At 68.4% G+C, this 24,075-nt stretch carries 24 protein-coding genes; 7 read left to right on the forward strand and 17 right to left on the reverse strand.

All coding sequences use genetic code 11. From position 1 onward, the window contains the following. Nucleotides 1-34: 34 nt before the first annotated feature. Genes H537_RS0112795 through flgB form a run of 4 tightly spaced genes read right to left on the reverse strand, consistent with a single transcriptional unit; the run spans nucleotide 35 to nucleotide 3,248 of the window. Entirely contained in the window at nucleotides 35-1,654 is a 1,620-nt protein-coding gene (locus H537_RS0112795; RefSeq protein ID WP_028998243.1) for a flagellar hook protein FlgE, read from the reverse strand. A gap of 19 nt (nucleotides 1,655-1,673) precedes the next feature. Continuing rightward, nucleotides 1,674-2,336 (reverse strand): flagellar hook assembly protein FlgD, encoded by a 663-nt coding sequence (locus H537_RS0112800; protein WP_028998244.1) that lies wholly within the window; start codon nucleotides 2,334-2,336, stop codon nucleotides 1,674-1,676. 20 nt (nucleotides 2,337-2,356) lie between these two features. Beyond that, nucleotides 2,357-2,764: a flagellar basal body rod protein FlgC gene (gene flgC / locus H537_RS0112805; RefSeq protein WP_028998245.1), complete on the reverse strand. Its 408-nt coding sequence runs from the start codon at nucleotides 2,762-2,764 to the stop codon at nucleotides 2,357-2,359. A gap of 43 nt (nucleotides 2,765-2,807) precedes the next feature. After that, complete coding sequence (gene flgB / locus H537_RS0112810) at nucleotides 2,808-3,248, reverse strand: flagellar basal body rod protein FlgB (protein WP_028998246.1); 441 nt, start codon at nucleotides 3,246-3,248, stop codon at nucleotides 2,808-2,810. A 127-nt stretch (nucleotides 3,249-3,375) separates the two neighbouring features. Between flgB and flgA the strand changes: the two genes are divergently transcribed. The 3 genes from flgA (at nucleotide 3,376) to H537_RS0112825 (ending at nucleotide 4,979) form a co-directional block, all read left to right on the forward strand. Further along, entirely contained in the window at nucleotides 3,376-4,107 is a 732-nt protein-coding gene (flgA, locus tag H537_RS0112815) for a flagellar basal body P-ring formation chaperone FlgA (RefSeq protein WP_051242494.1), read from the forward strand. Nucleotides 4,108-4,264: 157 nt separating this feature from the next. Further along, nucleotides 4,265-4,558 (forward strand): flagellar biosynthesis anti-sigma factor FlgM, encoded by a 294-nt coding sequence (gene flgM, locus H537_RS0112820; protein ID WP_028998248.1) that lies wholly within the window; start codon nucleotides 4,265-4,267, stop codon nucleotides 4,556-4,558. A 25-nt stretch (nucleotides 4,559-4,583) separates the two neighbouring features. Beyond that, a complete protein-coding gene (locus H537_RS0112825) occupies nucleotides 4,584-4,979 on the forward strand; it encodes a hypothetical protein (RefSeq protein ID WP_028998249.1) in 396 nt (131 codons plus the stop codon). 68 nt (nucleotides 4,980-5,047) lie between these two features. Here the strand turns inward: H537_RS0112825 and H537_RS49140 are convergent, their stop codons facing one another. The 13 genes from H537_RS49140 to flhD all read right to left on the reverse strand — a co-directional run bounded on the left by H537_RS49140 (nucleotide 5,048) and on the right by flhD (nucleotide 19,413). Continuing rightward, nucleotides 5,048-7,273 carry a PQQ-dependent sugar dehydrogenase gene (locus H537_RS49140; RefSeq protein WP_084150633.1) on the reverse strand — a complete coding sequence of 742 codons (2,226 nt, stop codon included), beginning with the start codon at nucleotides 7,271-7,273 and terminating at the stop codon, nucleotides 5,048-5,050. Between the two features lie 139 nt (nucleotides 7,274-7,412). Continuing rightward, nucleotides 7,413-8,132, reverse strand: coding sequence for an RNA polymerase sigma factor FliA (locus H537_RS0112835; RefSeq protein ID WP_028998250.1), 720 nt, complete (start codon nucleotides 8,130-8,132; stop codon nucleotides 7,413-7,415). Between the two features lie 29 nt (nucleotides 8,133-8,161). Beyond that, nucleotides 8,162-8,941, reverse strand: coding sequence for a flagellar biosynthesis protein (locus tag H537_RS42680; RefSeq protein WP_156901664.1), 780 nt, complete (start codon nucleotides 8,939-8,941; stop codon nucleotides 8,162-8,164). 44 nt (nucleotides 8,942-8,985) lie between these two features. Beyond that, nucleotides 8,986-10,668 (reverse strand): flagellar biosynthesis GTPase FlhF, encoded by a 1,683-nt coding sequence (gene flhF, locus H537_RS42685; protein ID WP_051242500.1) that lies wholly within the window; start codon nucleotides 10,666-10,668, stop codon nucleotides 8,986-8,988. After that, entirely contained in the window at nucleotides 10,665-12,698 is a 2,034-nt protein-coding gene (flhA, locus tag H537_RS0112850) for a flagellar biosynthesis protein FlhA (RefSeq protein ID WP_375136322.1), read from the reverse strand. Before flhA ends, flhF begins: the two co-directional genes overlap by 4 nt. A 341-nt stretch (nucleotides 12,699-13,039) precedes the next feature. Then, a complete protein-coding gene (flhB, locus tag H537_RS0112855; RefSeq protein WP_028998252.1) occupies nucleotides 13,040-14,188 on the reverse strand; it encodes a flagellar biosynthesis protein FlhB in 1,149 nt (382 codons plus the stop codon). A gap of 26 nt (nucleotides 14,189-14,214) precedes the next feature. Next, the gene (locus tag H537_RS0112860; RefSeq protein WP_028998253.1) at nucleotides 14,215-14,865 is read right to left on the reverse strand and encodes a protein phosphatase CheZ; all 651 of its coding nucleotides are present in this window, start codon (nucleotides 14,863-14,865) and stop codon (nucleotides 14,215-14,217) included. A gap of 16 nt (nucleotides 14,866-14,881) precedes the next feature. Next, entirely contained in the window at nucleotides 14,882-15,280 is a 399-nt protein-coding gene (gene cheY / locus H537_RS0112865) for a chemotaxis response regulator CheY (protein ID WP_028998254.1), read from the reverse strand. Then, nucleotides 15,277-16,254, reverse strand: a complete 978-nt coding sequence (gene motB, locus H537_RS42690; RefSeq protein WP_043458704.1) for a flagellar motor protein MotB — start codon at nucleotides 16,252-16,254, stop codon at nucleotides 15,277-15,279. Before motB ends, cheY begins: the two co-directional genes overlap by 4 nt. Nucleotides 16,255-16,280: 26 nt before the next feature. Continuing rightward, nucleotides 16,281-17,141 carry a flagellar motor stator protein MotA gene (gene motA / locus H537_RS0112875; RefSeq protein WP_028998255.1) on the reverse strand — a complete coding sequence of 287 codons (861 nt, stop codon included), beginning with the start codon at nucleotides 17,139-17,141 and terminating at the stop codon, nucleotides 16,281-16,283. 81 nt (nucleotides 17,142-17,222) lie between these two features. Then, nucleotides 17,223-18,401: an HD-GYP domain-containing protein gene (locus H537_RS49145; protein ID WP_051242505.1), complete on the reverse strand. Its 1,179-nt coding sequence runs from the start codon at nucleotides 18,399-18,401 to the stop codon at nucleotides 17,223-17,225. A gap of 99 nt (nucleotides 18,402-18,500) precedes the next feature. Then, nucleotides 18,501-19,040, reverse strand: coding sequence for a flagellar transcriptional regulator FlhC (gene flhC / locus H537_RS0112885; RefSeq protein WP_028998256.1), 540 nt, complete (start codon nucleotides 19,038-19,040; stop codon nucleotides 18,501-18,503). Between the two features lie 49 nt (nucleotides 19,041-19,089). Further along, nucleotides 19,090-19,413 (reverse strand): flagellar transcriptional regulator FlhD, encoded by a 324-nt coding sequence (flhD, locus tag H537_RS0112890; RefSeq protein WP_028998257.1) that lies wholly within the window; start codon nucleotides 19,411-19,413, stop codon nucleotides 19,090-19,092. A 404-nt stretch (nucleotides 19,414-19,817) separates the two neighbouring features. Here flhD and H537_RS0112895 point away from each other — a divergent pair, with 404 nt between their 5' ends. From H537_RS0112895 to fliS, 4 genes are all read left to right on the forward strand, one after another. Continuing rightward, a complete protein-coding gene (locus H537_RS0112895) occupies nucleotides 19,818-20,840 on the forward strand; it encodes a flagellin N-terminal helical domain-containing protein (protein WP_028998258.1) in 1,023 nt (340 codons plus the stop codon). Nucleotides 20,841-21,068: 228 nt separating this feature from the next. After that, on the forward strand, nucleotides 21,069-21,947 hold the full coding sequence (locus H537_RS0112900; RefSeq protein WP_028998259.1) for a flagellin N-terminal helical domain-containing protein: 879 nt from the start codon (nucleotides 21,069-21,071) through the stop codon (nucleotides 21,945-21,947). Between the two features lie 149 nt (nucleotides 21,948-22,096). Then, nucleotides 22,097-23,500, forward strand: coding sequence for a flagellar filament capping protein FliD (gene fliD / locus H537_RS0112905; protein ID WP_028998260.1), 1,404 nt, complete (start codon nucleotides 22,097-22,099; stop codon nucleotides 23,498-23,500). A gap of 208 nt (nucleotides 23,501-23,708) precedes the next feature. Further along, complete coding sequence (gene fliS / locus H537_RS0112910) at nucleotides 23,709-24,056, forward strand: flagellar export chaperone FliS (protein WP_238446676.1); 348 nt, start codon at nucleotides 23,709-23,711, stop codon at nucleotides 24,054-24,056. The last annotated feature ends 19 nt before the right edge of the window (nucleotides 24,057-24,075 follow it).

Consider the following 24,075-nt stretch of genomic DNA (forward strand, 5'->3'; position numbering starts at 1 on the left):
TCCTTCTTTGGTGGCGTGTCAGTCGCGCTGCGCGTCAGCGCAGGTTGATCAGGGTCTGCATGACTTGGTCCTGCGTCTTGATCGTCTGCGCGTTGGCCTGGTAGGAGCGCTGCGCCGTGATCATGTTGACCAGCTCGCTGGCGATGTCCACGTTGGACTCCTCCAGCGCCTCGGATTGGATCTTGCCCACGACGCCGCTGCCCGGCGTGCCGCGCACGGGCTCACCCGAGGCCGGCGTGCCCGCCCACAGGTTGCCCGACAGCGGCTGCAGCCCCTGCGGGTTGACGAACTTGGCCAGCTCCACCTGACCGGCGGTGAAGCTCTTGCCGTTGCTGTAGAGCGCCAACACCGTGCCGTCCTCCTGGACGTTGATGCTGGTGACGTTGCCCGGGGCGTAGCCGTCCTGGTAGGGCTTGCTCACCGCGGTGGTCAGGCTGCGCTGGGTGGCCTTGGACAGGTCGAACTGGACCGTCAGCGGCAGGGTCTTGAGGCCGGCGCCGTTGTCAGTGCCGGGGACGGCAAGCTGGAAAGCCGAGGGCGAGCCCGTGACGGGCTTGGAGCCGTCCGCCTCGAAGGTCAGCTCCATCCGCACGTTCTTCTTGTCCGCGTCCACCAGCGGCTGGCCGTTGGCGGAGACGAAGACGCTCCAGCTCGTCTGGTTCGTCGCGGGATCGGTGGTGCCCTTCTGGAAGTAGTAGTTGAGCGTCACTTCCTGGCCCAGCGCATCGTAGGCCGTCTGCGAAGTGGCGTAGTTGTAGGTGCTGGTGTCGGCGGGATCGAAGGCGTTGATGGCAGCCTGCTTGGCCGTGGCCAGCGCAGTGGCGGCATTGGTGGCCGCGGTGTTCGCCGCCTCTGCGGTCACGACTTTGGTAACAGCAGCAGGAGCGTTGGGGAAACCTGCCGTGACCAATGCAGCCGACGCGTCATCGTCGGCCTGCTTCGCCGCTGCATAGCCGAGGTCACTCGGGTCAAGGCCCAGCAGGGCGGCTGCAGTGGCCCTCTTGTCCGCGACGAGGGCCGGCACGACTGCGTCAGCATCAGCGACGTCGGCAGTCACAGTCGCATCAACGGCCTCGTCGGCATTGACCTTGGCCGTTTGGGCCGCATTCGCGGCGCTCTGTGTGGTCGCCAGCGCCGCGTTCTTGAGCGTGGAGCGCGAGTCCAGGTTCATTTCCAGCTTGATCTCGCTGGTGGCGCGGGGCGCAACGGTGGCGGTGGGCACGCGCAGTCCCTGCAGGGTGCCGGACATGATCTGGCCGTTGGCGTTGACGCCATAGCCCATCAGGCGCAGCCCGTCGTTGTTGACGATCTCGCCCGAGTTGTTGACCTTGAACTGGCCGTTGCGGGTGTACATCGTCGGGTTGATGCCGTCGCTGACCTGGAAGAAGCCCTCGCCGCTGATGGCCAGGTCGGTCGACCGCCCGGTGTCGGTGATGTTGCCCTGCGTGAACTGCTGCGACACGGTGTCGACGCGCACGCCCGCGCCCGCCTGCACCGTCCCGCCCTGGCCCAGGGCCGCCGTGTACACGTGCGAGAACTCGGCGCGCGAGGTCTTGGCGCCGAAGGTGTTGGCGTTGGCGATGTTGTTGCCGATGACTTCCAGGTTCTTGCTGGAGGCGTTGAGGCCGGAAAGGCCTTGCGGGAAGCTGCTCATGGCGAGTAGTCCTTGTTCTTCAGTTGAAGGCCTTGACGGCGTCGTAGCTCACGGTGCCGCTGCGGCTGAGTTGCAGCTGCAGCGCCTGGCCGCTGGTGCTGACCGCCTCGACGAGGTCGCTCATCAGCGCCGTGGTGGTGAGCTTGGTTGCACCGCTGGTGGCGGCGATGCGGAAGGTGCTGCCCGCGGCCTTGTCCGCCGGCTGCGCCCATTCGAAGGCATGGCGGCCCGCGGTCTGCGCGCCCAGCGGCACCGTGTCCAGCACGTGCCCGGCGCCGTCGAGGATCTCCACCTGCACCTGGTCGGCTGCGTTGGCAAGCTCGAAGCCGCCTTGCAGCTTGGTGCCCTCGGCGTCGGCGGCGGTGAGGCGGTTGCCCTCCACCACCACGCCGCGCCCCACCAGGCTCGCGCCCTGCAGCGTCTGCATCTGCATGAACTGCGTGCTCAGCGCGGCGATGGACGCGTTGACCTTCTCCAGGCCCGAGACGGTGTTGATCTGCGCCATCTGGCTGGTGATCTGCGCGTTGTCCATCGGGTTGAGCGGATCCTGGTTCTGCATCTGCGCCACCAGCAGCGTGAGGAAGCGGTCCTGGCTGCCGGCCTCGCTGCTCTTCTTGGACGAGCTGCTGGCGGTGCTGTCGGACAGCGCCGCGAAGGGATTGGTGGTGTCGATGGTGCTCATGCGATGGGACGGGGGGTTGGTCAGGACTGGCCCATCTGCAGCGTCTTGAGCAGCAGGCTCTTGGCGGTGTTCATGACTTCGACGTTGTTCTGGTAGGAGCGCGAGGCCGAGATCATGTTGACCATCTCCTCCACCGGATTGACGTTGCTGAAGGTCACGTAGCCCTCGGCGTCGGCCGCCGGGTGCTTGGGGTCGAAGGCGCGGCGCCCGGGCGTGTCGTTCTCGTTGATGGCGCTCACGCGCACGCCGGCGTGGCCCTGGGCGCCCATGAGCTCGGTCTGGAACACCACCTGGCGCGCCTTGTAGGCCTGCCCGTCGGGGCCGGCCACGGTGTCGGCGTTGGCCAGGTTGGAGGACACTACGTTCAGCCGCTGGCTCTGCGCGCTCACGGCGCTGGCGGCGACGTTCAGGATGTTCAGAAGGCTCATGCGGCGTTCCTTGCGTCGGTGGATGCGGCGGCAACGGCACCGCTCACTGGCCCTTGATGGCATCGAGCATGGTGCGCACGCTGCCGTTGATGAAGCGCAGCGTCGCCTCGTACTTGACGCTGTTGTCGGCGAAGGCCGCGCGCTCGCGGTCCATGTCCACGGAGTTGCCGTCCAGGTTGGTCTGCGCGGGCTGTGCGTAGGACAGCCGCGCGGTGCCCACCGTGCGGTCCAGGCTGGCGGGTGCGGCGTCGAGGTGGCCCGCGGCCGTGGTGGCCAGCCGCGCGACGCCACCCATGGACGTGACCGTGAGGTCGCCGCCCTGGCCGGTGGCCTCGCGCAGCGCCTGCGCGAAGCTGATGTCGCGCGCCTGGTAGCCCGGGGTGTCGGCGTTGGCGATGTTGCTAGCCAGCATGCGCTGACGCTCCGAGCGCAGCGTCAAGGCCTCGGACTGGAAGTTCAGGGTTTCGGTGAGGCGGTTGAGCATGGCGGCGCGGGTCTTCCGATGTCTGGCATTGTGGTCAGCCGCGCGCACGCCACCCGTGAAATAAGCGGCATGAACCGGGCGCAATTCCGGCGCATGCCCCGCGCCGGTGTGCCCTACAGTGGTCCTCGTGAAATGGTTGCACCTCCACCACCTGCTGGCTCTGGGCTTGGCGTCCGCGGCGTGTGCCGCCTGGGCGCAGTCCAGCGCGCCGGCCGCCGCGACGCCGCTTGATCCGGCGCTGCTGGCACGGGTGCGCGAGCTGGCACAGCAGGCGGCGCAGGCCGGTGTGGCCGAGCTGCCGGGTGCACGCGTGCAGCTGGAGCTGGGCACGCTCGACGCGCGGCTGCGCCTGGCGCCCTGCGGGCAGGTGCAGCCCTACGTGCCGCCGGGCCAGCGCATGTGGGGCCGCGCCCGCATCGGGCTGCGCTGCGCGCAAGGCGCGGCGTGGAACGTGTCGCTGCCCGTAACGGTGAAGGTGTTCGCGCCCGCGCTGGTGCTCACGCAATCGCTGCCTGCGGGCACGGCGCTGGAAGCCGCGCACCTGGAGCTCAAGGACGTGGACGTGGCCGCGGACCGCAGCCCCGCGCTGATGCAACCGGAACAGGCGCTCGGACGCCCCCTGGCGCAGGCCATGAACGCGGGTGACACGCTACTGCGCGCCAGCCTGCGCACGCGCCAGTGGTTTGCCGCCGGTGACACCGTGCGCCTGGTGGCGCAGGGTGCGGGCTACAGCGTCAGCGGCGAGGCCCAGGCGCTGGGCCACGGCCTGGAAGGCCAGGCCGTGCGGCTGCGCACCGAGAGCGGCCGCATCGTCAGCGCCATGCCCGTGGCGCCGCGCCAGGCGGAGGTCACGCCATGAGCCGCGGGCCGCGCCACTGTGAAAACCATGCATACGCGCCGGTTGCCCGCAAGCGGTTCCCCCCACCATCGGTAGTTCAACCTAAAGTTCTCCAAACCGTGACCGATACCACGGACATGTTGGTGGGGCCCGCTCAGCCCGCACCTGGAGAACGCTCATGAAAATCGGCCACCCTGACCTTCCGTCCGCGCGCATCACGGCAACTGGCGAACGCCCCGTCGCGCGCTCGTCGTCCAGCAGCCCGGCCAGCGCCAGCAGCAGCACGCAGGTGGCTCTGTCTTCCACCGCCTCCGCGCTGCTGGGCGGGGAGGACACCAGCTTCGACGCCGCGAAGGTCGAGCGCATCGCGCAGGCCATCCGCGACGGCAGCTTCCGCATCAATGCCGGCGCCATCGCCGACAAGCTCATCGACAACGCCCAGGAGATCCTGGTGCGTCCCCCTCAGCACTGAGAAACAACCTGCTGCAGACCACCTCATGAACACCCCCCTCGCCGACACCACGTCCACCGCCGTTGAGCTCGAAGGCACGCTGGCTGTGCTGGAGGCGAACCTGCAGGGGTTGAGCGACTCGCTGCGCGAGCGCGACGCCGCCGCGATGGAGTGGCAAGCCGAGCAGCTGCACCAGGCACTGGCCACGGCCGTGAACCGTTTCTCGCAAGCCGCGCGCAGCGGCGGCGTGCCGCAGGCACTGCGGCTGCGCCTGGCGCGCGCGGGCAGCCAAGTGGCCGCGCAGCGCGAAGCGCTGGCACGCGCCACCGCCGCGCTGGACCGCGCCATCGAAGTGCTGCTGCCCGGCCTCAACGCCGGCCCCGTCTACGGTGCCGGTGGCTTCTCCGACCGGCCCACGCGCAGCGGCATGGTGCGCGCCTGAGCTGCGCCTGCAACCAGTCTTGAACAGGCCCGCGTGAGCGGGCCTGTTCTTTCAGCCCTTCACCGGGTTCACTGCCCGCCCACTGGCGCCAGCCGCCACACCTGCGTGCGCACGTTGCTCTGGTTGTTGTCGCTGGAGGTGCTAATGTAGAGCGCGCCGTCGGGGCCTTGCCGCACGTGGCGCAACCGTACATTGATATCCTCCAGCAGCGGCGTGACCGCGCTCGCGGCGTTGCCGGTGCCATCAAGCTGCAGCACCAGCAGCCTTCGCCCCGACAACTGCCCGATCACCAGCGCGCCGGACCACTCCTTCCAGGCCGCACCCGTGACGAAGCCGCCGCCACCCGTGCCGCGCGCGGGCAGCCCTGAGCGCCAGGCCGGACGCAGCGCTCCGGGGTACAGCTCGGTGTCGGTCATGGGCGTGCCGGCATAGCCGCAATAGCTCAGCGCCTGGCCACTGGGGCACAGCGCGTCCGGGCTGCCCAGCGGGCGCGGACGCGGGTCCCAGCCGCCATTGCCCGCGCGCAGCGGCGTGACCTCGTCGTTGTTGCCCGAGCCGTGCTCGATCAGGTAGGGCCGCCGCGTTCCCGGCTGCACCGCCAGGCCCTGCCCGTTGCGCAGGCCCAGCACCCAGATGCGCGCATCGGCCCCGGCCGGCGCCTGGCCGGCGGCCGATGCCCGGCCCTCGCGGTCCACGCGCAGCACCTTGCCGCCCAGCGACCTCAGGTTCTGCGGCACCGGGCCATCGCGCAGGTCGCCCGTGCTGATGAGCAGCTCGTTGCCCACGAAGGCCAGCGCGCCGCCCGAGTGCTGGCCCACCAGCCCGACCTTGCTCTGGAACGGGATGCCGGTGACGATGTCCTTGCGCGAGTCCACCCCCGACCAGTCCGGCTTCACGCGCAGCCGCACCACGCGGTTGTCAGGCGTCCCGCCAGCACTGGAAGCCATGAACACGTACACGCGGCGGTTGAGCGCGAACTCCGGGTCCAGCGCCAGGCCCAGCATGCCGCTGTTGGTGGCGCTGACGAGGTCCGCCGGCGCGAACAGCCGCCGCTGCGTGCCGCTGGGCAGGCGCGCCCACAGTCCCCGCCCGCGCTCGGTGTAGAGCATCACGCCGCCGGGCGCAAACGCCATGTCCCAGACTTCGAAGACGTTGCGCATGTACACGTCGCGCACCAGCGTCGGCGCGCCCGCGGGCAGCGCCGTGGCTTCGAGCTGCGTACTGGCGTAGCCGGTGGCGCGCACGTCCAGCGTCTGCGGCCCCTGCCCCGGCCCCAGCCGCCAGAGGCCGGCATTGGCGCGGCCGTCGGCGCCGCTGACCACCGTGCCCTGGCCGATGCTGCCGCCGTCGCTGGGCGTGAAGCTCACCGCCACGCCGCTCACCGGCTCCCCATTGGCATCGAGCACCAGCGCCACCGCCGGGCGCGGCAGCGCGGCGCCCGCCGGCGCCATCTGGTGATTGTTGGCCTCCGGCGCCTCCAGGCGTGCGCCGTCGGACAGCGCCGTGGCCCAGATCACGGCCTCGGCCAGGCCCGGCGTGCTCACGGACAGCCGTTGCCGCCCGGCGACCGGGCCCAGCGTCCAGCTGCCCAGCCGTGCATTGCCCTCGGCGTTGGTCGTGGCGAAGGCGCCGGTGATTGCGCCCCCACCGTCCACCACCCGGAAGCGCACCGACACACCCACCACTGCCACGCCGTTGTTGTCCACCACCCGCACCAGCGGCGCGACCGGCAGCCGCGTGTTCACCAGGGCGACCTGGCCCTGGCCGCGCACGATGCGCAGGTCCGCCGGCGTGCCGGCCGCCTCCGCCGACACCAGGCGCCAGGCCTGGCTGCAGTCCGCGCTCAGCGCCTGCGGCTGCGCCGCGGCGCCGTCGGCATCGGCGGCGGCACCCAATGCCAAGCCGCTGTGGCGCGAAACCAGCCGCACCCAGCCGTCGCCCAGCGGCTGCAGCAGCACGCGCTGGCTGGCCAGCTCGGTCCATGCACCTTGGCGGAACGCCGCCCCGGCGCCATCGAGCACCAGCTCGCTGTGCTGTGCCGTCAGGCGCCAGTCCCCTTCGGGCAGCCGCTCCAGGCGCCAGCGCTGGTAGGCCTGCGACTGCCATCGGCCCAGCTGCAGCGCGGCCTCGGCCTGCGCGGCACCGCCCTGCACTTCCAGCACGCGGCTGTCGCACTGGTTCTCCAAGCGGTACACGCCATCGGCCGGCAGGCCCGGCGCCGCACCCGCCGCGGCCCCGCCGCCCAGCATCAGGACGACGAGCAGCCGGCACGGCCATTTCCAATGGAAACGCATGTCAATCCCCCGACACCCACCACAGCTGGGTTCCGGGGAAGCGTATGCCGCTGCCAGCGCACGCACACCCGGGAGCGCGTGCGGTTACGTTTCAAAGCGTTGGCTTGCCGCGGCGCCGACAGGCGTGCGCCGCGCGGGCTTACCAGTCGCGCAGCCGCGCGCGCAACCGGGCGATGCTTTGGCTGTGGAGCTGGCACACGCGCGACTCGGTCACGCCGAGCACGGCGGCGATCTCCTTGAGGTTCATGTCGTGCTCGTAGTACATGCTCATGACGTACTGCTCGCGCTCGGGCAGGCACTCGATGGCCGCCACCAGCGCCTCGCGCATGCGCCGGTCCTGCAGCCGCGCCATGGGGTTGGCCTCGGCATCGCTGATGTGGCGGTCCAGGAAGTCTTCTTCGCCGTCGCTGCTGCTGCCGGCCATGTCCTCCAGGTACAGCAGCTGCGTGCCGCGCACCTTGCCCAGCAGCTCCTGGTAGTCGGTGAGCGCGAGCCCCATCTCGACGGCAATCTCGCTCTCCAGCGGCGCGCGGCCGAGGCGGTGCTCCAGCCGGTGCACGGCGGCCTCGATCTCACGCTGCTGCCGCCGGCTGCCGCGGCTCATCCAATCCGCCCCGCGCAGCTCGTCGAGCATCGCGCCGCGGATACGCTGGGTGGCGAAGGTTTCGAACTGCACGCACTGGTTGGCGTCGAAGCGCCCCAGCGCGTCGTTGAGTCCGATCATCCCGGCCTGGATCAGGTCGGAAACCTCCACGTTGGCTGGCAGCTTGGCAATCATCTGGTGGGCCAGGCGCCGTACCAGCGGGCTGTACTGCGCCAGCAACGCATCGTTCTCCAAGCGGCCTTTGACGGTGTACATGCTCCAACGCTCCCAGGCATCCTTGTTTTTCAATTTCGTGCGGACGAGGTACTGCCCAGCGCGGCGTCGCCGCCCGGATGCCAGCCCTGGTCCGCTTGCCGTTCTTCGGTTTTGAGCAGCGCCGCGGCCAGCCGCGCCAGTGGCACCGGCACCGCGGAGGCGTCCGCCCCGCACGCCGGGTCCACGGCCACGCCCTCGCGCAGCACAGCGCCCGGACGGTTGCGCGCCCAACCGGCGAGGTGGCGCACGGCGCGCGCGGCCTGCGGCGAGGACATCGGCGCGCCCAGCAGCAGGTCGAACTGCGTGCAGCGGTGGCGTGACCCCAGCAGCCGCAGGCTCGCCAGCGCGTGCGCCAGACTGTCAGCTTCTTCGCCGGCCAACAGCAGCGGGTTCACCGCGCGGCCTTCGAAGAAGCGGCTGAGCTCGGCGGCGCCGGCATGCACCATCAGCACGTCGCACTGCGGCGCCGACCGCGCCAGGCACTGCAGCCACTGCGCGGCGCTGCCTTGGGCTGCCAGCAGCCGTGCCGGCAGGCCGCGCGCTGCCAGGTAGGACAGCCCGTTGCCCAGCGGCTCAATGCCCAACGCCGGGTCCTCCAGCACCGCCGGCGCGGCTTCGGGCGCGCTTCCGGTCGTGTCGATGATCAGCGTGTTGCCGCCCTGCGCGGCCAGCGCCGTCGTCAGCCGCTCCAGCAGCAGCCCCACGCCACTGATATGCGGATTAGCCGCCACGGGCACGAAGCGCTGGTGCGCACCACCGCTGAAGAGACGGCGCAAGCCCGCGGCCTGGTCGGTTCGGTCGCTCAACAAGGGTTGTCGCCGGGAAAGCAGACTGCGCATGCCTTGCCTTCTCCTCAGGCCAACATCGAGGCCGGGTTCGTAGCGGCGCGACCCGTACCGCAAAGCACCAGGCTCACGTCATCGGCGTGCAGCCGGTACACCGCAGCGCCGGCCGGGCGCAGCGCGCGCTCCACCAGCATTTGACCCGACAGGCGGTGCCAGTCCTCGGGCACGCGCTGGCCGGTGGCCACGCCCACCACGCGCAGCCGGTGGCGGATCACCGCATCCAGCGCCGGCGCCAGCTTCACCGCCTCGTCCAGCTTGGACAGGATCACGCCGCGGCACTGCGCAGCGCGCCAGGCGTGCATCACATCGTCGATCGTTTCACCCTGCGAGGCGGCGTTGACCACCAGCAGCCGCTGGATCGACGGGTGCACCAGCATGTCCAGCAGCTCGCGCGTGCGCTCATCGCGCTGCGCCATGCCGGCCGTGTCGATGATCACCATCTTCTTGCCACCCAGCAGTGACAGCAGATCCTCCAGCGAGGTGCGGTCGTGCGCGGTGTGCACGGGCACGCCCAGGATGCGGCCGTAAGTGCGCAGCTGCTCGTGCGCGCCCACCCGGTAGGCGTCCAGCGTGATCAGGCCGAGCTGACCCGGGCCGTGGCGCGTAGCGCAGGCCGCGGCCAGCTTGGCGGTGGTGGTGGTCTTGCCCACGCCGGTGGAGCCGATGAGCGCGTACACGCCGCACTCTTCCTCCAACGGCACCTCGCCCTCGGCCCCGCAGAGGTTGCGCTGCAGCACGCCCGCAGCCCAGGCCAGGGGGTCGCCCGCGTCCGGCGGCAACCCCGAGCCGAGCTTGCGGATGAGCCCGGGCGAGAAGCCGCACTCCAGCAACCGCTGCGAGAGCGCGGCCTGCGCCGGGTTGCGCTGGAGCTGGTCGGCATAGGCCAGCGCGTCCAGGCGCTGCTCGATCATCGCGCGCGCCGAGCGCAGCTCGTTGAGCATCTCGCCCTGCTCGCGGCGCAGGTCTGCCATCACCGGCGCCACCGCCTGCTCCACAGCCTCCAGCGCCATGGGCGCCACCGCTTCCGGCGACGACACCTGGATCGCCTCGCTCAGGATCGGCAGCTCATGCGCCGGCGGTGCCTGGAACGGCGCTACTGACAGCGGCGCTGCCGGCACCGGCTGCGCTGCCACCGGCAACACGGGCATCGACGGCATCGTGGCCGGCGACACCTGGATCGGCCGCACCGGGACTGGCGGCACCTGGATCGACTGCACCTGCACCCGTTGCGACTGCACCGGCCGCACGGGGTGGGCGGTAGCGGCCATCTTGCCGACTGCGCTCACGGCAGCCGCCATCGGCGTGAGCACCGGCGCCTCCGCGCGCGACATCTCGGCCTGGCGCCGTTTGAGCATGCGCTCGCGCACGTATTCCTGGAACGACAGCGTGCTCATGCCCATGCCGCCGCCCACGGCGGGCTGCGGTTGCAGTGGCTGGAACTGCTGAGGCTTGCGGGCCTGCTGCGGCTGCGGCCGCGGCCGCGGCGCGGGCACCGGCTGGGGCGGCTGCCGCACCGGAAGGCCCGTGGCCATGCTCTCGATCTGGCGCATGCCGTCGTGCGGCATGGCCAGCACTTCTACACCTTCCGGGCACGGACGCGTGGACAGAACGACGGCCTCGTCGCCGAATGCCTGCCGCACCAGTTGCAGGGCTTCGCGCGGGCTGCGCGCAGTGAAGCGTTTGACGTTCATGTTGTGCCTCCGATGATCGAGGCGATCCGGATGGTGTGGGTTTCAGGAATCTCGCTGTGCGCCAGCACCTTCAGGCGCGGCGCGGCGCGCTTGAGCAGGCGGGCGATGGGCGCGCGGATGGCGTCGGGCACCAGCAGGCACGCGGGCTGGCCCAGCTCCTCCTGGCGCAGCGAGGTGTCGGCGGCGCCGCGGGTCAGGGCCTCGGCCACGCCGGGGTCCAGTGCCGCGCCGTGCGGGGAGTTCAGCGCCTGCGTCACCAGGCGCTCCAGCCCCGGCTCGATGGCGATCACGTCGAGCTCGCGCACCGGGCCGTAGATCTGCTGCACGATGGCCGGGGCCAGGTGCACGCGCACGCGTCGCGCCAGCTCAGCCGGATCGGCGGCCACCGCCGCGTTCTCCGCCAGGCACTCGACGACGGAGCGCATGTCGCGGATGTGCACCCCCTCCTCCAACAGCAGCTGCAGCACCTTCTGCAGCACGGGAATGGCCACGATCTTGGGAACGACGTCTTCGATGAGCTTGGGCGCAAGCTTGGCCACGTGATCCACCAGTTGCTGGGTCTCGGTGCGGCCCAGCAGCTTCGCGGCGTGGACCTGCATCAAGTGTGAGAGGTGCGTGGCGACCACGGTCGAACAATCAACCACCGTAAAGCCACCCATCTGCGCCTGCTCGCGCAGCCGCTCCTCAACCCACACGGCCGGCAGCCCGAAGGCCGGATCGGTGGTGGAGGTGCCGGGCAGCTTCTGCGTGGCACCGCCGGGGTTGATGGCCAGCAGCATGCCGGGGAAGGCCTCGCCCTCGCCCACCACAGCGCCGCGCAGCGTCACGCGGTAGGCGCTGGGGCGCAGCTCCAGATTGTCGCGGATGTGCACCGCCGGCGGCAAGAAGCCCACGTCCTGGGCGAATTTCTTGCGCACGCCCTTGATGCGGCTGAGCAGGTCGCCGTTGCGAGACTTGTCCACCAGCGCGATGAGGCGGTAGCCCACCTCCAGCCCCAGCGCGTCCACGGGCACGAGGTCGTCCCAGCTCGCCTCGGCGTCGCTGCTGCGCGCGGCCTCGGGCTGGGGCGCGGGCTGCGCTTGCTGATGCCTGGCGGCCTGGTGCATGCGCCATGCAGCCGCGCCCAGCGCCGCGCCCAGCAGCAGGAACACCAGGTGCGGCATGCCGGGGATTAGCCCCAGCCCGCCCACGATGCCCGCGGTCATCCCCAGCGTGCGCGGCGAGCCGAAGAGCTGCGCGCCGATCTGGCTGCCCACGTCGGCGTCCTTGCCCACGCGCGAAACCACCATCGCCGCGGCCACCGAAATCAGCAGCCCCGGGATCTGCGCCACCAGCGCGTCGCCCACGGCCAGCAGCACGTAGGTGTTGGCTGCCTGCGCCGCGCCCAGGTCGTGCTGCACCATCCCGATGACGAAGCCGCCCACAATGTTGATGAACAAGATCAGCAGCCCCGCGATCGCGTCGCCGCGCACGAACTTGCTGGCGCCGTCCATGGATCCGAAGAACTCGGCCTCGTCGCCCACCTCGGCGCGGCGGCGCTTGGCCTCGGCCTCGTCGATGAGCCCGGCGTTGAGGTCGGCGTCGATGGCCATCTGCTTGCCGGGCATGGCGTCCAGCGTGAAGCGCGCGCCCACCTCGGCGATGCGCTCGGCCCCCTTGGTCACGACGATGAAGTTGATGACCACCAGCACCGCGAACACGATCAGGCCCACGGTGAAGTTGCCGCCGATGAGGAAGTGGCCGAAGGCCTCGATGACGTGGCCGGCCGCGCCGGTGCCGGTGTGGCCCTCCAGCAGCACCACGCGCGAGGATGCGACGTTGAGCGACAGGCGCAGCAGCGTCGTCACCAGCAGCACCGCCGGGAAGGCGGCAAAGTCCAGCGGACGCACCATGCTGGAGGCGGTCAGCATCACCATCAGCGCCATCGCGATGTTGAAGGTGAACAGCAGGTCCAGCACGAATGCCGGCAGCGGCAGCACCATCATGGCCAGCACCATGACCACGAACAGCGGCGCCGCCAGCGTGCGCATGAAATCCTGCCTCACGCCCAGCACCGCCTGCAGCCGGGCGAGATAAGTGTTCATGGGCCGAGATTGTTCCCAGCCCGCGCCAAAACTTGAGCCGGATTAGCGGGCCGAAAACGGCGCTGTTCGCAGGGCTCGGACGGCGCGTCGGCGCTTGGCTTGCGCGCCTTAAACCAGGCCGCAAGAAGTCGCGAAGTCAAGCAAGAGAAATCCGTCACGCCTGCGCAGAACCGTCGCCGCGCAGGCAGGGACGGGTGTCCACGAGCTTCGCGCAGCGTCCGGGTCAACGTGGATGCCCGCCTTCGCAGGCATGGTGGAACGCCTTTACCGGCGATCGCGCGCCGGAATCAGCCTTGCGCGGACTTGGTCTGCGGGTCCATGTCCGGCGGTACCGGCAGCGCCGGCAGCGCCGCGGGCATGGTGCCGCGCCCGGCCATGGCCGCCTTGAGCTGCCACACGTAGGCCAGCACCTGCGCCACCGCGGCGAACAGCGCAGTGGGGATCTCTCGTTCGAGCTCGCCGTGGGCATACAGCGCGCGCGCCAGCGGCGGCGCCTCCAGCACCGGCACCTTGTGCTCTCGCGCCAGGTCGCGGATGCGCTGCGCCACCAAGTCGGCGCCCTTGGCCACCACGCGCGGCGCGGCCATCGTGGCCTCGTCGTAGCGCAGCGCCACGGCGTAGTGCGTCGGGTTGGTCACCACCAGGTCGGCCTTGGGCACGGCCGCGAGCATGCGCCGGCGCGATGCCTCGCGCATACGCTGGCGGATGCGGCCCTTGACCTCCGGACTACCCTCGGCCTGCTTGTGCTCCTGCTTGAACTCCTGGTGGCTCATGCGCAGCCGCTTGAGCAGCATGAAGCGCTGCAGCGGCACGTCCACCAACGCGAACAGCGCCAGCACCCCCACCAGCAGCGCCAGGCCGCCGTAGATCCGCCCGCCGCTGTCGGCCAGGGCCTGGGGCAGCGCCTGCGTCAGCAGCGCCGTGAAATCCTGCAGGTGCGCGCGCAAGTACAGCGCGCCCACCAGCCCAAGCACCAGCGCCAGCAGGCACGCCTTGAGCGTCTGCACGAGCTGGTCCTTGGAGAACAGCCGCACCACGCCCGTGAGCGGATTGAGGCGGGTGAAATTGGGTTGCAGCGCCTTCGTGGTGAAGTTCCAGCCGCCGCCGCCCAGCGCCGCGGCCACCGCCACCAGCGCCATCACTAGCCCCAGCGGCAGCACCACCAGCAAGAACTGCAGCCCCAGCTCGGACAGCCGCTCCAGCATCATCTGCGAGCTGGCAAGCGCGTGCGCATCGAAGCGCAGCCCGTGCGCCAGCAGCTGCCGCAGCCGCTCGACCAGCAGGGGCGCGAACGCCACCAGCACCGCGCCGCCCACGGCCAGCGCCGCGAAATGGCCCAGGTCGCGCGAACGCGCGACCTGGCCCTCCTCGCGGGCCTTGCGGATCTTGCGTTCCGATGCGGGTAACTCGCGGTCTTGGCCGCCTTCGTCAGCCATGGCGGCTCTTCAGTGGGCGAATGCCCTCAGAACCCCAGGCTCGCCAGCAGGTCGTCAACCTCGCTCTGGTCGCTGACGACGTCGGTGCGGCCCGCGGGATCAACCACCGGGCCGTCGAGCTCCTGGGCCACGGCGGCCAGCGAGGACGGCGCGTGCAGCTTCTCGCGCTGGTCGGGCGGGATCACCTGCACCAGCAGCTTGACCAGCCCGTCCTCAAGCTCGTTGGCCAGGTTCACCACCTTTGCCACCACCTGCCCGGTGAGGTCGTGGAAGTCCTGCGCCATCATGATGTCGGTCAGATGAGCGTCGATGCGCGCCGAGGACTGCTCGACGTCATGCATGAAGTTCATCACCGCGCCGGAGGCCACGGCCTTGACGGGGTTGGCCACCATGGCCGCGGCCATCTCACGCGTGGTTTGGCTGATGCGCTGCTGCTCGGCCTTGGCCTGGTCCACCGAATTGAGCACCTTGTTGGCGGCGTCGGCGGTCTTGGTGGCGATGTACTGCAGCCGGCTGCGCGCGTCGGGTAGCCCGTCGGTGGCGGCCTGCAGCCGCGGCATCACGTCGAGCTGCTGCATCGTGTCGTGCAGCATGCGCGTGATGGCACCGAGCTGCTGGAACACCTCGGGTGAAACGATCAGCGGCGCGCTCGGCGTGGGCATTTCTGGAAGATTCATGTCGCGCTCCATCACTTCAGGCACTTGCAGCCATCTTCTGCAGGATCTTCTGCACCTTCTCTTCCAGCGTGGCCTTGGTAAAGGGCTTGACGATGTATCCCGCCGCTCCGCTTTGCGCCGCGCGCACGATGTCCTCTTTGCGCGCCTCGGCCGTGACCATGAGCACCGGCAGGTGCTTCAGGGAAGGATCCGCCTTCACCGCCGACAGCAGCTCGAAGCCGTTCATGTTGGGCATGTTGATGTCGCTGACGACGAAATCGAACTTCTGGTTCTTGAGCATGCTCAACGCGATGGCGCCGTCCTCGGCTTCATCGGCGTTGTGGCAACCCATCTCCTTGAGCAGACCGCGCACGATGCGGCGCATGGTGGAAAAGTCGTCGACGATCAGGAACTTCAGATCGGTGGGGGTGCTCATGGTGTGCGTTGCGGGCGAATGGAGGGAGGCGCCGGGGTTATCGGCGGGACGCCGGGAACGCTTGAGTCCTTGCCGTCCAGGCTCTGGGCCAGGCCCGACGCGCTGTGGAAGAAGCGTTCCTCGGCTTCGCGGTTCATGACGATAATGCTGATGCGCCGATTTTGCGGGTTCAGCGGGTCCTGCGGGTCGTACAGCACGCTTGATGCGAGACCTTGCACACGCACTACGCGATCTTCGGGCAGGCCCCCGGCAATGAGCTCGCGCCGGCTGGCGTTGGCCCGGTCGCTGGAGAGCTCCCAGTTGCTGTAGCCGCGGTCACCGCCGGCGTACGGATGCGCGTCGGTGTGGCCTTCGAGCGTGAGGCGGTTGGAGATGTCAGCCAGCGTCTGGCCGATTTCGCGCAACAGCTCACGCATGTAGGGCTGCACCACCGCGCTGCCGCTGGCGAACATGGGCCGGTTGTGCTCATCGACGATCTGGATACGCAGCCCGTCCCGCACCATCTCGACCTTGATCTGCGGCGACAGCGAATTCAGGCGCGGATTGTCGATGAGCTTCTTTTGCACGCGCAGCTTGAGCGCTTCGAGCTGGCGCACCTCGGCGCGGGCCTGGTCGCCCTTGAGCGGGCGCAGCGCGTTGTGGTTATTCACGGGGTCGATTTCGCCGCGCTTGATCTGGCCGGTGCTGCGCGAGAGGTCCTGACCGCCGCCCTTGATGATGCTCGTGGCGTCGCCCGTGCCGGTGCTGGTGCTGCCGCTCATCGAGAACTTCATGGGAGAGTTGAAGTAGTCGGCCAAGCCCTTGCGGTCGCCCTCGGTGAGCGAGCCCATGAGCCACATCAGCAGGAAAAAGGCCATCATCGCCGTGACGAAGTCGGCATAGGCGATCTTCCACGCGCCGCTGTGCGGCGCGTGCGTGCTCTTGCGCACGCGCTTGATGATGATGGGCGGCTGCCCCTTGACGTCACCCGCCATGGCTCAGCCCTGAACGTCCCGGCGCATCATTTCTTGCCCTTGACGTGGTTTTCGAGCTCGGCGAAGGACGGCCGCTCGGTGGAATAGAGCACCTTGCGCCCGAACTCCATGGCCACCTGCGGCGCGTAGCCCTGCATCGAGGCCAGCAGCGTGGTCTTGATGCACTGAAGCTCCTTGGTGGCCTCGTCGGCCTTTTGTTCCATGAGCCCGGCCAGTGGCTCGAAGATGGCATAGGACAACAGGATGCCCAGGAAGGTGCCCACCAGCGCCGAGCCGATCATGGCGCCCAGGACCGCCGGGGGCTGGCCCACGGAGCCCATGGTATTGACCACCCCCAGCACTGCCGCGACGATGCCGAAGGCCGGCAACCCGCCGGCCACGCGCGTCATCGCCGCCGCGGGTGCATGCGCCTCGGCGTGGTGGGTCTCGATCTCGCTGTCCATCAGGCTCTCGATCTCGTGCGCGTTGAGGTTGCCCGAGACCATCATGCGCAGATAGTCGGTGATGAACTCTACGGCGTGGCGGTCGGCGCCGACGACGGGGTAGCGCTGGAACAGCGCCGACTCCGCCGGCGCGTCCACGTCATGCTCGATGGCGATAAGGCCTTCCTTGCGCGCCTTCTGCAGGATGTCGAAGAGCAGCGCCATGAGCTCCAGGTAGCGCGTCTTGCTGTATTTGGAGCCCTTGAAGCACGTCTTCAGGCTGCGCAGCGTGGCCTTGAGCACCTTGGGCTGGTTGTTGGCCACGAACGCGCCCAGCGCCGCGCCACCGATGGTGACGAGCTCGAAGGGCAATGCTTGCAGCACGATCACGATGTTGCCGCCGTGTACGACGAAGACGCCGAAAACGCAGCTCAGCGCCAGGGTCCAGCCGATGAGAACGAACATGAAGTGGGGTGAGTTGGCGAGTCGGCCTAGTATCGGCCCCCGCCGGTACGACTTGAGCCCGCCGGGGCGGCACGCAACGGATCAGCGCAGCAGCAACGCCAACAACTTCTCGTGATTGGGCCGCTCGTGCACGTCGGCCGGACTCAGCGATGTCTTCACGGCAAGGGTTGCCTGCGTCGTATCGCGCAGCCGCGGCTGGGCCAGCGCCGCGCCGTTAGCGTCAGCGAACGAGGCCACGCGCGGCGCATGCGCCCGGCTGCCGCGCGCCAGCACCAGCGCGCACTCGCCACTGGCCAGCCGCACGAAGCTGCCCGGCGGGTACATACCCACCGTGCGCAGCAGCGCCGTGCCGATCTCGTCGGGCTTGCCGTCAGGACCTACGCAGGCTTCGCGCACGGCCCGCAGGCCCAGCATCGGCGCGCGGTGGCCGCGGCGGCTGAGCTTGGCACAGAAAATATCAACCCGGCGCAGCAGCCGCGCGGCCTGCTGCGCCGTGGACAGCCCTGCCAGCGGCTGCGCGTCGAGCTGGCTGTCGTGATGCAGCATGACCGCGCCCAGCCACACTCCGTCTATCACGCCTGCGGCGGCCAGCAACCTTGCCGAGTCGCGCGGGTGTTGTGCCAATTGCGCCCGCAGCCCGGCACTGATGCCCATGTCGCGCAGCGCCAGCATGTCCTGCATCCGGCGGATGGAGACGTTCATCGTCAGCGCCGCCAACTCCAGCGACTCGATCCGCCCGCTGTCCCAGCCGAGTACGCGCGCGCACTCGCCGGCCACGACCATGCAGCGCAACGACTGGTGGCAGCTGTAGAGGTTGGTATGCAGGCCACCGGTATGGATGAGGTGGCACACCGAAGCGTCCAGCGAAATCTCCACCAGGTGCCGCGCGCGGGTACGCAGCTCGCGCACCGCGCGAATCCACCGGCCATCCTCACGCGGCTCACGCAACGCCGCCTCCAGCGCCATGGCCGCCATGGTCCACTCTTGACTCAGGCTCCTGCGCCGTGACGACAGCAGATAGTCCTCGCTGGCGCGGCGCGCGCGTTCCTTGCGTTCCTCGGCCAGCTGCTCCATTTGCTCGCGCCAGGGCTGGGATTCCGTCTCTTCGGCGTACACCGCCCAGCGCAGCAGCTGCAGCCGCGTTCCGTAGTCGATGGGCGCGCCGGCCGACAGCAGCAGCTGGCCCTGCACGTTGAAAACGTCGAAAGGCAGCTCGGTGATGTCAAAGAGGAGTTGCGACGGCAGGCGAACGAGTTTCACGAAAAGCGCGGCGGAACAACGACCAACAAGGACCGCGGCCAAGAGCTTATCGGCACGTCCGGCCCAGACTTGAACCCGGCCGGGCACGCCCCGGGGCGCTCAATGCATCGACAGGCTGCCCGCGGCCTTGCCCTTGCCCGCGCGCGCGGGCGGGTTGCACAGGCCGCAAATGTAGTGCTTGGCGATCTCGTGCGGATGCGTCACGAAGCGGCCGGCGCAACGGCTGCAGGTCGTCAACGACAGCATGCCGTTGTCCACGAACTTCACCAGGCGCCAGGCGCGCGTGACCGACAGCAGCGGTTCCAGGCCCTGGCACTGCGTCTGCTCCAGGTACAGCTGGTAGGCCTTGATGATGATGTCGATGTCCTCCAGCGCCGCGCTCTTGTTCAGGTACTCGTGGATGTTGAGGAAGAGACTGGCGTGGATGTTGGGCTGCCAAGTCATGAACCAGTCCGTGGAGAACGGCAGCTGGCCCTTGCTGGGGCTCTTGCCTGACACTTCCTTATATAGGCGCAGCAGCCGCTCGTAGCTCAGGTCGGTCTCGCTCTCCAGCACCTGCAGCCGCGCGCCCAGGTTGATCAGGGTAACGGCGCGCTCGATCTGGCGGGCTTCGGACAGGATGCTCTTGTTGCGGGCCATGGCGATGATGCGGTGACGGTTGCGCGATGGGCGGGCGGCCGTGGCGGGCTCAGGCCGCTTCCTGGTGGCGCCCGGCCATAAGGATCGAGGCATGCAGCCGGCTCACGCCGTCGTTGGCCGCGCCGCGGCCATGGTTGGTCAGCAGGCTCCACACCAGGTCGTCGTCCATGCGGAAGCGGCACAGCAGCGTGTTGCCCGAGGCGATCTTGAGCATCTGCGCCGGCGTGAGCGCGGCGATCAGGCCCGCGGTCTCGTCGGAGACGCCCAGCCGGTACAGCGCCTGCTCACGGTCCATGCGGATGAGGCTCTGCGCCAGCATCAGGTACGACAGGTTGGCTTCGCGGATCTCGGCAAGGATTTGGTCGGTGTTCATGGCGGTCTCTGACAAGAGTCACGGTCTGTTTGCAGCGTGGTACGAACTGTAGAAGCCGGAACAGCGGGCGAATATCGGCCCATCTCGGTCACTGGAGTCCCTTTTCTTCCAGGGGCCGTGTCAGGCAAATTCCTACAAGCACTCCACCCCGTGGAGGCGACACGCGTCTGGCGCTCAAGCTTGCCTAGGCCCGGCCGATGATGCGATGACAGCCCGGGTTTCGCCCTCAGGCAGCACGCTCCAAAAAGGCTGCAAATTTTCGTTGACAGGCCCTCAAGTTCCGGCGCGAGACGGCCGATACACCAAGCAACGGATCGTCAAATGAACAAACGGTCCGCAGTCCGCCAGCAGTGGCCGCAATACCGGCGTCTGACTGAGTCAACCAAGACATACGGAGCTACATCATGGGCATGTCCGTCAATACCAACCTCTCCTCGCTGAACGCCCAGCGCAACATCTCTTCCAGCCAGGGCTCGCTCGCCACCTCGATGCAGCGCCTGTCCAGCGGCCTGCGCGTCAACAGCGCCAAGGATGACTCCGCCGGCCTCGCCATCGCCGAGCGCATGACCGCGCAGGTCAAGGGCATGAACGCCGCCATTCGCAACGCCAACGACGGCATCTCGATGGTGCAGACCATGGAAGCCGCCTACGGCAAGATCGGCGACTCGCTGCAACGCATGCGCGAGCTGGCCGTGCAGTCCGCCAACGACAGCAACAGTACGAGCGACCGCGTGTCGCTGGACAAGGAATTCGGCAAGCTGGCCGAGGAAATCAACCGCGTGCTCGGTGGGACGACCTTCAACGGCAAGAGCATCCTGGGCGCTAATGCTGGAGCCGGTCTCACCATGGCCGATGTCGAGACCGCATATCGCGACAATACGGCGGTACCCGACAACACCACCATCACGGACCCCACCTCCAAGGCGCTGTCCTTCCAGATTGGCGCCAACATCAGCACCGACGATCATGTCGAAGTGAAGGTGAACAACTATGCGTCCACGCATAACGGGATCACGGCCGTGACAGGCTTCAACGCCTCCCAGGAGCTGACCGCAACTTGGGACATGAACAATGACGGTGATAATACAAACGATAAGGTAGCTGCCGGCTCGGCCATGTTCCGGGCCAGTATTACGGGAGACGCTGACGCCACCCGGCTCGTGATCGACGACCTTGACACCGCCATCGACCTGGTCAACGAAGAGCGCGCTAACCTGGGCGCCTACCAGTCGCGTTTCGACTCAATCATCTCCAACCTGCAGTCCGCCTCGGAAGCGCAGTCGGCCGCCAAGAGCCGCATCATGGACGCCGACTACGCGACCGAGACGTCGAACCTGTCGCGCTCGCAGATCCTGCAGCAGGCTGGCCAGGCAATGCTGGCGCAGGCCAACCAGCAGCCGCAGCAGGTCATGTCGCTGCTGCGCTGATTGCGCCGCTCACGCCCGGGTTTGCGCCCGGGCGCGGTTGCCTGGGCAACCAAACAGCCCCGGCAGTACCTCGCCGGGGCTTTTTTTCATCCGGCGCGCGAACTGTGCCACGAACCACCCTTTCCTCCACGCTTTGACCGGGGCCTTTTCGCCCAAGAATCATCCCCGTCACGACTTCGCCCAGCCGCGACTCGGACCCTGCGCCGACCTTGAAAAAAGAATCCCGCCATGACGCTCAACACCAACTTGGCCGCGCTCATCGCGCAGCGCAACATCGGCAATAGTCAAAACTCGGCCGCCACGGCGATGCAGCGCCTCTCCAGCGGGCTGCGCGTCAACAGCGCCAAGGACGACGCCGCCGGCCTTGCGATCGCCGAGCGCATGACGGCCCAGGTGCGTGGCATGAACGCCGCCGTACGCAACGCCAACGACGGCATCTCGCTGGCGCAGACCGCCGATGCCGGGCTGGGCAAGGCCAGCGAGGCGCTGCAGCGCATGCGCGAACTCACCATCCAGGCCGCCAACGACACCAACAGCACGTCCGACCGCGAAGCGCTGGACAAGGAGTTCGGGCAACTGGCCGAGCAAGTGCAGCTGCTGCTGGGCGGCACGACCTTCAACAAGATGAAGATCCTGGGTTCCGATGCACTCCCTGCTCCCACGGGTAAGGACCTGAGCTTCCAGGTCGGTGCCAACGGCACCTCCAACGACGCGATTACTGTCAATATCGTCGACATGACCGAGGATCCAAGCGTCAAGCTTGCAGCCGGCAAGGCCAGCAGCAGTCCCAGCGTCCCCCGCGCGACGCTTGAGCCCATGAATCCCGTGTACAGCGAGACGATCTCCAACATTGACAAGGCGCTCGACAACATCAGCAACCAGCGCGCGACCATGGGCGCGGCGCAGTCGCGCTTCGAGGCGGCCGTCTCCCACCTGCAAATCTCGGCGGAGGCCCAGAGCGCAGCGAAGAGCCGCATCATGGATGCCGACTACGCTGCCGAGAGCGCCAACCTCGCACGCTCGCAGATCTTGAGCCAGGCCGCCCAAGCCATGCTTGCGCAGGCCAACCAGCAGCCGCAGCAGATCATGAAGCTACTGCAGAGCTGAAGCTCCGTTGGCGCGGGCCACACCCGTCACAGCCTGCGCCACGGCTACCGCAGACGGCTTTGCATGGCCCGCGTCACCGTCGGCACGGCCTCAAGTTGTTGCAAGCGTCGCCGATCTGCCACCTACAACCCTCACCAGGAGCGGAGAACATGACCATCTCGTCCGCCGGCATCGGCAGCGGTATCGACGTCCAGAGCCTCGTCTCGCAGTTGATGGCAGTCGAGCGCAAGCCCATCGAGCAGCTCAAAACCGCGGCCAGCAGCATCCAGACGCAGGTGTCCTCCTACGGCAAGGTGCAGAGCCTGATGTCCACGCTGCGCGACTCGGCCGCGGCGCTGTCCAAGAGCTCGTTGTGGACCCAGGGCACGGCCACCGCCTCCGACACCACGGTGCTCACCGCCACCAGCAGCGGCAGCGTCAGCGCCGGCGAGTACGACGTCGAGGTCAGCCAGCTCGCCCGCGCCCAGTCGCTTTACTCCAGAGCCATGCAACCCTCGGAGCCTCTGGGCGCGGGCTCGCTGACGATCGGGCTGGTGGAAGACTATGGCCCGCCGCCCAAGTACAAGGAGGGCACCAACCCCGTGCCACTGGAATTCACAGACCCCAACACCACGCTGAGCCAGGTGCGCGACCGCATCAACGCGGCGGGTGCCGGCGTGGTCGCCTCGCTGGTCACGAACCTCGACGGCACTGTCCAGCTCTCCCTGACATCCAAGAACACCGGTACCAAGGACCAGATCGAGATCGCGGGCAGTGGAGGCATGGGCGAATTCAGTTACGCCGGCCTCAACGATGTCGGCGGAACGATGTCGGTAGGCCAGGAAGCCCAGAACGCGGCCATCACCGTCAACGGCGTGCCGGTGGAGTCCACCACCAACGAGTTCAAGAACGCCATCGATGGCGTCACGCTTAAGCTCCTGAAGAAGATCAGCGCCCCGGTCAAGGTGTCCTCCACCTCCGACGCCACGGCCCAGCAAAAGGCCGTCGAGGACTTCATGGCCGCCTACAACGCGCTCAACAGCTACCTGCGCGACCAGACCAAGTACGACGAAGCAGCCAAGAAGGGCGCCCCGCTGCAGGGAGACAGCACCGCGCTAGGCCTGCGCAGCCAGATGCGCTCGCTGCTGCAGGGCACCAACGCGGCCTCCCCGGTGTACGGCAGCTTGGCCAGCATCGGCTTCAGCACCTCCAGTGACGGTACGCTCAAGCTCGACACCGCCAAGCTCAAGGCTGCGCTGCAGCAGCCCGAGGAGGTGGCCAAGCTCTTCTCCAGCACCGACGACACGATGGCCGGAAACAACGGCTTCGGGGTGCGCTTCAGCACTCGTATCGATCAGATCACCCGCAGCGACGGCGTGCTGAGCACCCGCACCGAGGGCCTGCAAAGCAAGCTCAAACGCAACCAGACCGAGCAGGAGAAAATCGAGGATCGTGTGGCCCGCACCCAGGCTCGACTGGAAAAACAGTACCAAGCGCTGGACACCAAGATGTCCTCGCTCAACGCACTGGCGGCGCAAGTCACGAATCTGAGCAACCTCTACTACACAAGCTGAGTTCCGGTTCTGCACCTGCCGCCGTAAGTCCGTTCGCTGCACGCTGCCCAGCATCTCAGGTAACGGGTCACACTGGTGGCAATCGCAAGCACCCGCAACTACTTTTCACGCCATCGTCATGTTCAACGCGAATTCCTCCTTTACCCCCACTCGTGGTGCGGCTGCCGGCCTGGCCCACGCTTACCACAAAATCGGCGTGGAAACCGGGGTGAGTGCCGCCTCGCCGCACAAGCTCGTGACCCTGCTGTTCGAGGGCCTGCTCGACTGCCTGGCCAAGGCCCAGGGCGCCATGGCGCAGGGCGAAACCGAACTCAAGTGCAGCGTGCTCAGCCGCGCCGTGCGCATCGTTGACGAAGGGCTGCGCAGTGCGCTCAACCGAGAGCAGGGCGGGCAACTCGCCTCGGATCTGGGCGACCTCTACGCCTACATCTCGCTGCGCCTGACGCAGGCCAACCTGCGCAACGACCCTGCGCTGCTGGACGAGTGCAAGCGCCTTATCGAGCCGATCATCGAGGCCTGGGTCGCCATTGGCCCACAAGTCGGAAGCACCCGCTGAGGCCGCAAGGCCGCCGCCC

The sequence above is a fragment of the Azohydromonas australica DSM 1124 genome, from assembly GCF_000430725.1.
GTDB classification, from domain to species: Bacteria; Pseudomonadota; Gammaproteobacteria; order Burkholderiales; family Burkholderiaceae_C; genus Azohydromonas; species Azohydromonas australica.